At 24.3% G+C, this 12,595-nt stretch carries 7 protein-coding genes; all 7 read left to right on the plus strand.

Annotated elements, in window-relative coordinates; genetic code table 11:
* The first annotated feature begins 117 nt into the window (after positions 1 to 117).
* The 7 genes from tig to D9V71_RS02435 all read left to right on the plus strand — a co-directional run bounded on the left by tig (position 118) and on the right by D9V71_RS02435 (position 12,595).
* On the plus strand, positions 118 to 1,449 hold the full coding sequence (gene tig / locus D9V71_RS02405) for a trigger factor (protein WP_158340784.1): 1,332 nt from the start codon (positions 118 to 120) through the stop codon (positions 1,447 to 1,449).
* Positions 1,450 to 1,585: 136 nt separating this feature from the next.
* Complete coding sequence (gene clpP / locus D9V71_RS02410; protein WP_158340785.1) at positions 1,586 to 2,200, plus strand: ATP-dependent Clp endopeptidase proteolytic subunit ClpP; 615 nt, start codon at positions 1,586 to 1,588, stop codon at positions 2,198 to 2,200.
* Between the two features lie 96 nt (positions 2,201 to 2,296).
* Entirely contained in the window at positions 2,297 to 3,583 is a 1,287-nt protein-coding gene (gene clpX, locus D9V71_RS02415) for an ATP-dependent Clp protease ATP-binding subunit ClpX (protein ID WP_158340786.1), read from the plus strand.
* Positions 3,584 to 3,769: 186 nt separating this feature from the next.
* Positions 3,770 to 6,109, plus strand: coding sequence for an endopeptidase La (gene lon / locus D9V71_RS02420; protein WP_158340787.1), 2,340 nt, complete (start codon positions 3,770 to 3,772; stop codon positions 6,107 to 6,109).
* A 148-nt stretch (positions 6,110 to 6,257) separates the two neighbouring features.
* A complete protein-coding gene (locus tag D9V71_RS02425; RefSeq protein WP_158340788.1) occupies positions 6,258 to 8,132 on the plus strand; it encodes a SurA N-terminal domain-containing protein in 1,875 nt (624 codons plus the stop codon).
* Positions 8,133 to 9,082: 950 nt separating this feature from the next.
* The gene (locus tag D9V71_RS02430) at positions 9,083 to 10,828 is read left to right on the plus strand and encodes a SmdA family multidrug ABC transporter permease/ATP-binding protein (protein ID WP_158340789.1); all 1,746 of its coding nucleotides are present in this window, start codon (positions 9,083 to 9,085) and stop codon (positions 10,826 to 10,828) included.
* Between the two features lie 24 nt (positions 10,829 to 10,852).
* Positions 10,853 to 12,595, plus strand: a complete 1,743-nt coding sequence (locus tag D9V71_RS02435) for a SmdB family multidrug efflux ABC transporter permease/ATP-binding protein (RefSeq protein ID WP_158340790.1) — start codon at positions 10,853 to 10,855, stop codon at positions 12,593 to 12,595.

Raw genomic sequence — 12,595 nt, forward strand, 5'->3', positions numbered from 1 at the left:
ATTCCCATAAAAAAAAATATTTTTTATAGAAAATTAATTTAAGTATAAATAAAATATTTAAAATATTATGTTAGAAATTTAAAAAAACTGATAAAAGTAATCGTTTGAGGTAATAAGATGAAATTTTTTATGGAAAAAAATAAAGATGCAGGTCATCGTGTTACAATTAAGATTCCGAGAACAACAGTTAATAATTCTCTTTTGAGAGAATTCATAAAAATCAGTAAAACAACTAAAATTAATGGATTTAGAAAAGGTAAAGCTCCTATTAAATTTATACAAGAAAAATATGGAAATTCTGTTTATTATGATATATTTACACAACTAATGCAAAAATTTTTTTATGAATTTATAAATAAAGAAAAAATCAAAATTATTGGTTCTCCAAAATTTTACATGCATCAAAACGAAGATAAAGAAAAAGAACATTTTGAATATTCTGTAATTTACGAACTATATCCAAAATTTCAACTAAAAGATATAAAAGAGATAAAAGTAAATAAAATAAATGTAAAAATAACAAATCAAGACATTCAAAACAATATAGAAAAATATAAAACAAAAAAAAATATTTGGAACACAGTTAATAAAACCATTAAATCACACGATCGTGTGACAATTAGTTATTGCATCTATGAAAAAAACAAAAAAATAAAAAAATTTAATACAGAAAAAATTAGTTTTATTGTATCTCAAAATACATTGATACCCGAATTAAATTATAAGATAATTAATCATTTTATAAATGATATTATTTTTTTCAAAATTAAATTTAATTCATTTCATCCAGAAAAAGAACTTCAGAATAAAGATATAATATTTAAAATAAAAATTATTAAAATTGAAAAAAAACAAGAACTAGAAACAGAAAAAAACAATGAAAAAAATGACATAGAAAAAAAAATAACTCAATCATGTTACCAAAGTATAAAAAATAATCTTCATTCTCAAATAAATGTCATAACTGAAAAACATTTAGAAGATCAAATCATACAAAAAATAATTAAAAAAAACATTATATTAATACCTCCACTTTTATTTCAAGAAGAAAGAAAAATTTTATATAAACACTACAAAAAAAAATATAAAGAAGAAAATTCTAATATTTTAGAAAAAAAATACCATTTTGATCTTAATTCACAAGTCAGAAAAAAAATATACATTCGAATGATAATAGAAAAAATTATTTCTGATAATCAATTGGTTTCAGACGAAAAAAACATACAACAACTAATCAAAAAAATATCCTTAAATTATAAAAAACCAATAGAAATTATTAATTTATACAATAAGAATCAACATATAAAAAACACCATAAGAAATATAGAATTAGAAAGCCAAGCTATGTTTTTATTGAAAAATAAGATTCAAATTGAAAAACAATATTGGACTTTTGATCAATTTATAACTTATAAACAGAGAAATTATGAAGAATTAATTCTAAAATGATGTTGTACTATAATAATATACATTCCTTTAATACATTAATCTTTAATTGTAGTTTGTAGTTATTAAAAAAATTACATCATAAAAAATGTAATATTAATTATTTAAAATAATATTGAATATATTCAGGAATAAATACATGTTATACAATAATAAAAAAAACTCGTACACAACGTTGATTCCGATGGTTATAGAACAACATTCTAGAGGAGAACGTTCATATGATATATATTCAAGATTATTAAAAGAACGAATAATTTTTATGATAGGAACTATCGAAGATAATATGGCTAATAATATTGTAGCACAAATATTATTTTTAGAATCTGAAAATCCCGAAAAAGATATATTTTTATATATCAATTCTCCAGGAGGCATTATTACTTCAGGTATGTCTATTTATGACACTATGCAATTTGTTAAACCAGAAATCAGCACTATTTGTATAGGTCAAGCATGTTCAATGGCTGCTTTATTGTTAACGTCTGGAACTAAAGGAAAAAGATTTTGTCTACCTAATTCAAAAGTTATGATTCATCAACCGTTAGGTGGATATCAAGGACAAGCTTCAGATATTGCTATTCATGCGCGAGAAATCATGGAAATGAAAAAACGATTAAATAAATTAATGTCATTCCATACTGGTCAATCTATCAAAAAAATAAATAAAGATACAGAACGCGATTGTTTTTTATCGGCAGATGAATGCATTCAATATGGACTAATCGATTTTATTTTAACTAAACGTCAATAAAAAAAATTAAATCAATAAATTTTTTACAAAATATCCAGTAAAAATATATAGAATCTATTTACTCAAGAATATAAAATATGCGAAAAAGAGGTAAATATGACAGATAAGAGTAAAGAAAATTCTAAAAAGCTGCTTTATTGTTCTTTTTGCGGAAAAAATCAAAAAGAAGTGCAAAAGTTAATAGCTGGTCCCACAGTACATATATGTGATGAATGTGTTAAATTATGTAATGACATTATTACTGAAGAAATGCTAAAACATAAAAAAAATGATACTGAAAATAAAATAAATTATTTACCAACACCATATGAAATCAAAAAACATCTTGATAATTATGTAATTGGACAAGATCATACAAAAAAAGTTCTATCTGTTGCGGTTTATAATCATTATAAACGTCTTTATAATTTCAATGAAAACACAGATTCAGTTGATTTAGGTAAAAGCAACGTTTTATTAATAGGACCAACAGGTAGTGGAAAAACATTATTAGCACAAACATTAGCTAAACTACTAGATGTTCCATTTACCATTGCAGATGCTACGACTCTAACTGAAGCTGGATATGTAGGAGAAGACGTTGAGAATGTAGTGCAGAAATTATTGCAAAAATGTAAATACAATGTAAAAAAAGCAGAATTAGGAATTATTTATATAGATGAAATAGATAAAATAGCAAGAAAATCTGATAATCCTTCTATTACTAGAGATGTTTCTGGAGAAGGAGTACAACAAGCTCTATTAAAATTAATTGAAGGAACGTTAGCTTCAATCCCTCCTCAAGGAGGACGAAAACATCCACAACAAGAATTTTTACAAGTCAATACTTCTAATATTTTATTTATATGTGCTGGTGCATTTTCAGAATTATCTAAAATTATTTCTAAAAGACTTGATACAGGAACAGAAATAGGTTTTAACGCTAATGTTAAAGGAAAAAAACAAAAAATATCAGAAGATTTTTTATTAAAAAAAGTAGAACCTGAAGATTTAATGAAATTTGGATTAATTCCAGAGTTTATTAGTCGTTTGCCAATAATAACTATATTAAATAAATTAACTGAAGATGCATTAGTAAATATATTATGCAAACCTAAAAATGCTTTAATTAAACAATATCAAACATTATTTAAATTAGAAAAAGTACAGTTAGAATTTAATAAAGAATCTATTCTAGCTATCGCAAGAAAAGCTATGAATAAAAAAACAGGTGCCAGAGGATTACGATCTATTCTTGAAGATATACTACTCAATATAATGTACGAGTTACCATCTATGGTAAATATAGAAAAAGTATTAATTAATGAGTCTGTTATAAACGCTAATTCATCACCAAAAATAATATATGGAAAGAACAAATCAAAAAAAGCATCAGGTGAATAAAAATAAGACATCCGATGATCTAGAAAATAAAAGCAATTAACTTTTATTTTGTCAAACGCTTAGCATTAAACGTCAAGCGACCATTCCGATATACTTGGCTGATTATAGGTGTAACTGCATGTTTTATTATATCGTGCAGTTTTTAAATATTATAAATATCGGGAAATTCAACTAAGAGAGAGCTCTATGAATTCTGAGCGTTCTGAACGCATTACAATCCCTGTCTTACCATTAAGAGATGTAGTTATATATCCCCATATGGTAATTCCATTATTTGTAGGTCGTAAAAAATCAATTAAATGTATTGAAACATCTATGAATAATGATAAAAAAATTATGTTGATTGCACAAAAAGAAGCATCTAAAGATGAACCTGCTACAAATGATTTATTTAATATAGGAACTATTAGTTCAATTTTACAAATGTTAAAATTACCAGATGGTACAGTAAAAGTATTAATAGAAGGTTTACAACGCGCCTATATTAAAAACTTAACAAGTAATGGGCAACATTTTATTGCAGAAGTAGAATTAATGATTTCTTCTACTATTGTAGACAAAGAACAAGAAGTATTAATTCGAACAACAATCAGTCAGTTTGAAGCTTATATTAAACTAAATAAAAAAATTCCATCAGAAATATTAAATACCCTTAATAATATTCAAAGTTCAGAAAAATTAGCAGATACTATTGCTGCTCATATGCCATTAAAATTAAATGATAAACAATCAGTTCTAGAAATACGTAATATAAATGAAAGATTAGAATTTTTAATGGCTATTATGGAAACTGAAATAGATTTGCTGCAAGTTGAAAAAAGAATTAGAAATCGTGTTAAAAAACAAATGGAAAAAAGTCAAAGAGAATATTATTTAAACGAACAAATAAAAGCCATTCAAAAAGAACTCGGTGACATGGATGAAATTCCAGATGAAAATAAAATATTAAAACGTAAAATTAAAGCATCTAAAATGCCTAAAGAAGCAAAGGAAAAAACTGAATCAGAGCTTCAAAAATTAAAAATGATGTCACCTATGTCAGCAGAAGCAACTGTTGTACGTAGTTATATTGATTGGATGATACAGGTGCCTTGGTATGTTAGAACTAAAATAAAAAAAAATATTCAACAAGCTAAAAAAATTCTTGATATTGATCATTTTGGTCTTGAAAAAGTTAAAGACAGAATCTTAGAATATTTAGCTGTACAAAGTCGTAAAAATAAAATAAAAGGTCCTATTTTATGTCTAATTGGCCCTCCTGGTGTAGGAAAAACATCATTAGGAAAGTCTATTGCAAGATCTACAGGCCGAAAATACGTAAGAATGGCTTTAGGAGGAATTAGAGACGAAGCGGAAATTAGAGGCCATAGACGCACATACATAGGTTCTATGCCTGGAAAAATAATTCAAAAAATGGCAAAAGCAAAAGTTAAAAACCCTTTATTTTTACTAGATGAAATTGATAAAATGTCTCGTGATATAAGAGTAGATCCAGCATCTGCTTTATTAGAAGTATTAGATCCAGAACAAAATATGACTTTTAATGATCATTATTTAGAAGTAGACTATGATCTTTCTGATGTAATGTTTGTTGCTACATCAAATTCAATGAACATACCTGCACCATTGCTTGATCGTATGGAAATTATTCGTCTTTCCGGTTATACTGAAAATGAAAAACTAAATATAGCAAAAAGATATCTATACCCAAAACAAATAGAAAGAAATGCATTAAAAGAAAATGAAGTAACAATTACCGATTGTGCAATAATTAGTATTATTCAATATTATACTCGTGAAGCAGGTGTTCGTGGTTTAGAACGTGAAATTTCTAAAATATGTCGAAAAGTAGTAAAAAATTTAATATTAGATAAATCTTTAAAACATATTGAAATAAATAAAAAAAATTTAAAAAAATTTCTAGGAATCAAACGTTTTGATTATGGAAGAATTCACAGTGCCAATCAAATTGGTCAGGTAATTGGATTAGCCTGGACTGAAGTAGGTGGAGAATTGCTTACAATTGAAACAGCATGTGTATCAGGGAAAGGTAAACTTACATATACAGGTTCTTTAGGCGAAGTTATGCAAGAATCAATTCAAGCAGCATTAACTGTAGTTCGTTCTCAAGCTGATAAATTAGGAATTAAAAAAGACTTTCATGAAAAACATGACATTCATGTTCATGTTCCCGAAGGTGCAACACCAAAAGATGGCCCAAGTGCAGGTGTAGCTATGTGTACAGCTATAGTTTCATCATTAACAAAAAATCCTGTTAAATCTAATGTCGCTATGACAGGCGAAATAACGTTACGTGGACGGATACTTCCTATTGGGGGATTAAAAGAAAAATTATTAGCAGCACATCGTGGAGGAATTAAAAAAGTATTAATACCCTATGAAAACAAACGTAATCTAGAAGAAATACCTCAAAATATTATTGAAGGATTGCAAATATATCCAGTAAAAAAAATTGAAGAAGTTTTAAACTTAGCGCTAAAAAATAAACCTTATATTTTAATATAGAAAAACATATTTTAATACAGAAAAATAATATTCTATAGATAAAATAAAATTTGGCTGACAAAAAAATTGTCAGCCTTTATATTTAAGTCCAATCATAAAAATATTTTCTACTTTACTTGATATTAACAATATCTAGGATCGTCATATCATGACAAAATATTTACAATCACGATCAACTCACATTATAGTTAAATGCATTTTAGGAATAATTATTTTATCTTTAATATTAAGTACTATGAGCGGTTATATAAATAAAGATTCTGAAAAATATATAGCAACAGTAAATAATGAAAAAATTAATTTTAATGTTTTCAAGAAAATGTACTTTGTTGAAAGAGAAAAACAAAAAAAAATACTAGGAAAACATTTTTTAAAATTTAGTCATGATAAAACATTTATAAAAGAAACTTATAACTATGTTTTATCTCAATTAATTAATAATGTTCTTTTAGAACAGTATGCAAAAAAAATGCAGCTACAAGTAAATGATCTTTCAATAAAAGAAATAATATTAAATTCTCCTGTATTTCAAAAAAATAATAAATTTAATAAAGAACAATATTTTAATTATCTTACATCTATAAATTTAACTAATCATGAATATATAAATATAATCAAGAAAAAAATAAATACTAGAAATTTAATACATACTATTGCTAGTAGTAATTTTATTTTAGAAAATGAAACAAAAAATATTATAAAACTATTATCTCAAAAACGAGTAATTAAAAAATCAATTATTAAACCACATTCTATAATTTATAAACAAAATATAACTGATTTAGAAGCAAAAAATTATTTTTATAAAAATAGAAGTAATTTTTATATTCCAGAAAAATTTAAAATTAGTTTTACTGAATTAAAACTAGATAATTTTAAAACAAATTGCAATAATCAAGAAATTCATGAGTGGTATTTAAAAAATATTGGACAATACTCAACAAAAGAAAAAAGAAGATATAGCATCATTCAAACTAAAACTAAAAATGAAGCATTATCAATATTATCTAGATTACATAATATGCCAGAAGATTTCTCAAGGATAGCTAAGGAACAATCAACAGATCCAATTTCTTCAAAAAAAGGTGGAGATATTGGATTAATATCGATTGATCTCCTACCAAATGAAATTAAAAATGCAAATTTAAATCAAAAAAATCAAATATCTAATATTATTTCATTTCGCAACGAATTTTTAATTATTAAATTAGACGAAATTTTGCTTGCAAAACAAAAAAAAATAGAGGAGGTATCTGAAATTATTAAAAATGAAATAAAAAATAAAAAATCATTAGATTTATATAATAAATTAAAAGATGAAATATCTCATAATATTAAAAAAAATCCAGATCAAATTAAATTAATTCTTGAAAAAAATCATATATCTACTCAAGAAACTGATTGGTTTGATAAAAGTTCTGTTCCTGAAATATTAAATATTCCTGCTTTAAAAAAAATAATTTTTAATGAAGAATTATCTAGAAAACATAAAATAATAAAACCAAATTTATATTTTATTAGTTTAAAAAACAATCAATCTTTTTTAATTAAAATTGTAGATTTTAGAAAAAAAGAAACACAAACATTTGAAAACGTTAAAAAAAATATCATAAAAAAATTAAAATTTATAAAAGCAATCAAAGAAACAAAACAACTATCAGAAAAAATTATTTATGAGTTAAAACAAGGAAAAATGAATTTATTTAAAAAATCAAATCTTTATTTTTCTCATTCTGAAATTATATCTCGTTATGATCAAAACTCTATAACATCAATAGTTTTTTCTTTGCCTCATCCAAAGAAAGGAAAAAAAACATATGCTTTATATCAAGATAAAAATAAAAATTTTATAATTATATCACTTGAAAAAGTATATAACACAAATTTTTCTCTAAGAGAAAAAAATATTGTTAGCGAATATTTAGAAAAAAATAATACTGAAACAGTTTTTAACTCTATCCTTAAAGATCTTCGTGAAAAATCAATAATTACATATGAAAACATAGAAAAAAATATTACTTAGACTCGAAAAAGTTATTCCATATAAATATACTCTTTATACATGCGAATAACTTTATAAAAATTACAACTTAATTGAAAAAATATTTAAAATTAATTATAATACCTTTCATTTTTTTGATATTTAAAAAAAATAGAAATTTGTTTATTACTTATTAAATTTTCTATTGCGGAGAAATATTTAGTTTAATATTTAAAGAAAATTTTTTATTAAATCATAATATAACAAGTAACTACCTTATTAAAAATAATATCAATATTATATTCTGTCAGTCTGATAAAGACTATATTCTAACTTGTTTAAATCAAAAGTTTTTTATAATTAATATCATTGATATTTAATAAAATAATATTTTATATTATTTTAAAAGTTTATTTTTATAATTTATATAATTAAAAAAGTCAATTTCATTTATTATACCTAGAAATGCTAAATCCATTTTTTCTGTAAGCATATTATAAAAGATAGAGTTTAAAAAACATTATAAGTAAAATGAATGTTCTGAAAAAAGTAATATCTAATAAACAATAACTATTAATTAGTATAGTGTTTTTTATCAGTATAAAAATAGATATAACATAAAAATATTAGATATCTAAAATTATAGATTCTTGTATTTTAATTTTATTAATATAAGAAAATAAGAATTTATTTTCAATTTATATAATCAAATTTTATATAATTAACTCCTTTATATGTGAGTTTAATGTATTAAACGAGTTATTAACTCTAGTCCATCATTTTAAAAAAATATTTTTATTTTTTTTGCAAACTATAATTTTTTAAAATTACATTGTTCTATAGAAAAATAAAATATGATTCTAACTGTAAAATAATAAAAATATTTTTAAAAAAATTGATATTAAAATTAATAAATAAAAATATTTTTTAACTTATAACAAATACTTTAGTTTTAAACAAACCTTGATAATATTTAAAAAATAGGATTTTTTGTGAAATTGTTTAATCAATTAAGATGGTTTTTCGTACGAGAATGGAAAAGATATCTAGGGGCAATTTTATTATTAATAATAATTGCCGTTCTACAATTATTACCACCTAAAATAGTTGGTATTTTAATAGACTTAATTATAAAAAGAAATCTGCACGGTTTACAAGTATTACCATATATTTCGATTATTCTCTTAGTTGCTATAATTGTATATATATTACGTTGTTTATGGAGGATACTATTATTTGGTGCTTCTTATCAATTAGCTACAGAACTTCGAGTAAAATTGTATTCCTACCTTAGTCAACAAAGTCAAATATTTTTTTTAAAAAATAGAACTGGAGATTTAATAGCTAGAGCAACTAACGATGTCGATCGTGTTGTTTTTGCTGCAGGAGAAGGTGTTTTAACATTTGTCGATTCATTAGTTATGGGTTGTTCTGTTTTAATAGTTATGAGTATGCAAATTAGTTTTTTATTAACAATAATTGCTTTAATACCTATGCCGATTATGGCTATATTAATAAAAAAATACGGAAAAGAATTACACGAAAATTTTCGTCATGCTCAAATTTCTTTTTCTTTACTAAATAATCAGACACAAGAGATACTAACAAGCATTCGCATGATTAGAGCTTTTGGATTAGAAAAAAATCAATCAAGTAAATTCAATATTATTGTAACTGATACAGGAAAAAAAAACATGGAAGTAGCTAAAATAGATGCTCGTTTTGATCCAGTGATTTATTTATCAGTAGCCTTTTCTAATTTATTAGCTATTATAGGCGGAGGATGGCTAGTATGGAATAATCAGATTACTATAGGACAACTGACTAGCTTTATAATGTACCTTGGATTAATGATTTGGCCAATGTTAGCACTTGCATGGATGTTTAATATAGTTGAAAGAGGAAGTGCAGCTTGGGATAGAATATATTCTATTATAAATAAAGAGTTATATATTAAAGATGGAAATAAAACAATTCCACTATCTCCTGGTATATTAAGTATTAAAATTAAAAAATTTTATTATCCTGATAATCAAATCCCATCGCTAAAAAATATAAATATTCTTCTAAAACCCGGTAATACTCTAGGTATTTGCGGTCCTACAGGATCTGGAAAAAGTACTCTTTTAAAACTTATTCAACGACAATTTAATTTTGATAAAAAAGAGATTTTTTATCATTCTTTATCATTATTAGAACTAAAAATTGATGATTGGAGAAGTCGAATTGCAGTTGTAAATCAAACTTCTTTTTTATTTTCAGAAAGTATAGCTAATAATATTGCTCTAGGAAAAACTAATGCATCTCAAAAAGAAATTGAAACAGCAGCAAAATTAGCTGATGTACATAAAGATATTCTCTATTTACCAGAAAAATATGAAACTCAAGTAGGAGAACGTGGCGTAATGTTATCTGGTGGTCAAAAACAGCGTATTTGCATAGCACGAGCATTATTATTAAATACAGAGATATTAATACTAGATAATGCGCTTTCTGCCGTTGATTCTCAAACTGAGAATAATATATTAAGAAATATTAACAAATGGAAAAAAAAGGGACATTCATTAATTATTACAGCACATCGTCTATCTGCATTAATTAATGCAGACGAAATTATAGTAATAAAAGATGGTTCAATCATACAGAGAGGAGATCATTTAAAACTAATTCAAGAAGAAAATTGGTATAAATCTATGTCCCATTATCAAAAATTAGAAGTTGAACTTGAGGATAACTAAAAACAGGTGAAAAAAATTTATAATATGGATCATTTAATTGAGTTTTGGCCAATTTTAAAACGTTTGTTAATATATGTAAAACCTTATAAAAAACAATTAACTTTAGCATTTATTTTACTTTTAAGTGGATCAATATCAGAAGTTTTAGGGCCCATTTTGATAAGTTATTTTATTAATAATATTTTATCTAAACATCAGTTACATTTATTAACAATATTAACTATAATTATGTTGTTCATAATATTACAAATATTATCAGTTTTTATGAATTACTTTCAAAGTATTTTATTTAATAAAATAGCAGTAAAAAGTATTAATAAATTGCGTCAAGATGTTATGTATTCTGCATTAAGACAACCTATCAGTGAATTTGATTCTCAACCTATTGGACAAATGATTTCAAAAGTAACTAACGATACTGAAGCAGTTAAAGAATTGTATGATACTGTAGCACCTACATTATTTCGTAGTATACTATTAATTTTTATTATATTATTTGCAATGTTTATTCTTGAATGGCATATGGCAATTGTAGCGTTGTTCATTTTACCATTAGTTATTATACTTATGTTAATTTATCAGTATTATAGTACTCCACTCTTACGGCAAGTAAGATACTACCTAGCTGATATTAATAATAAATTCAATGAGACTATTAATGGAATGAATGTAATTCAACAATTCCGTCAACAACGTAGATTTGAACAAAAAATAAAAAAAAGTAGTCATTTACATTATATGTCACGCATGAAAATATTAAGATTAGATGGTTTTTTATTGAGACCACTACTTAGTTTATTATCTGCTGTCATATTATGCAACTTTATGCTCTTATTTAGTTTTTTTCCCATTGGAGCATTTGAAGTAGGTATATTATATGCATTTATTACTTATCTTGGAAGGCTGAATGAACCTTTAATTGCTATTACTATTCAGCAATCAGTATTGCAACAATCTATTGTTGCAGGAGAAAGAATTTTTTCACTTATAGATTCACCAAAACAAAAATACGGGAAAAGTAAAGAACTTTTAAAAAGTGGGAAAATAAATATTAAAAATATTAGTTTTAATTATAAAAACCGTAAAAAAAATATACTAGAAAACATTAATATTGATATTGCTTCTAAAAGTTTTGTTGCGTTTGTGGGGCATACTGGTAGTGGAAAAAGTACTTTAGCTAATTTACTAATGGGGTATTATCCTTTAAAAAATGGAAAAATATATTTAGATGATAGGCCTATTGATTCAATAAGTCATTGTGTTTTAAGGCAAAATATATTAATGGTACAACAAGATCCAATAGTGCTCTCAGACACTGTTTTATATAATGTTACTTTGGGAAGAAAAATATCTGAAGAAAAAGTTTGGAAAATATTAGATACAGTTCATCTTTCATATTTAGTAAAATCTATGCCAAAAGGTGTATATTCTCTATTAGGAGAAGAAGGTAATAATTTATCTGTTGGTCAAAAACAATTACTAGCTATTGCTAGAATACTCGTCGCATATCCTAAAGTACTTATATTAGATGAAGCTACTGCGAACATTGATTCTGGTACAGAACAACTAATTCAAAAAACATTATTATCGATACGGAAAAATTGTACATTAATAGTAATTGCTCATAGACTTTCAACAATTGTTGAAGCAGATTTAATTGTAGTTTTAAAGAAAGGAAAAGTGATTGAACTTGGAACACATAAACAATTATTAGATAAAAAAAATTGCTATTGGAAAATGTATAAATTTCAATCATCTAAGTTTTAA

The organism is Buchnera aphidicola (Macrosiphum euphorbiae) (assembly GCF_005237295.1).
Lineage (GTDB): Bacteria > Pseudomonadota > Gammaproteobacteria > Enterobacterales > Enterobacteriaceae > Buchnera > Buchnera aphidicola_AP.

What these genes read in the sequence shown, in the direction of transcription:
- D9V71_RS02425 (WP_158340788.1), top strand. Translation starts at nt 6,258, where the DNA reads ATGACAAAATATTTACAATCACGATCAACTCACATTATAGTTAAATGC.
- D9V71_RS02435 (WP_158340790.1), top strand. Translation starts at nt 10,853, where the DNA reads ATGGATCATTTAATTGAGTTTTGGCCAATTTTAAAACGTTTGTTAATA.
- lon (WP_158340787.1), top strand. Translation starts at nt 3,770, where the DNA reads ATGAATTCTGAGCGTTCTGAACGCATTACAATCCCTGTCTTACCATTA.
- tig (WP_158340784.1), top strand. Translation starts at nt 118, where the DNA reads ATGAAATTTTTTATGGAAAAAAATAAAGATGCAGGTCATCGTGTTACA.
- clpX (WP_158340786.1), top strand. Translation starts at nt 2,297, where the DNA reads ATGACAGATAAGAGTAAAGAAAATTCTAAAAAGCTGCTTTATTGTTCT.
- clpP (WP_158340785.1), top strand. Translation starts at nt 1,586, where the DNA reads ATGTTATACAATAATAAAAAAAACTCGTACACAACGTTGATTCCGATG.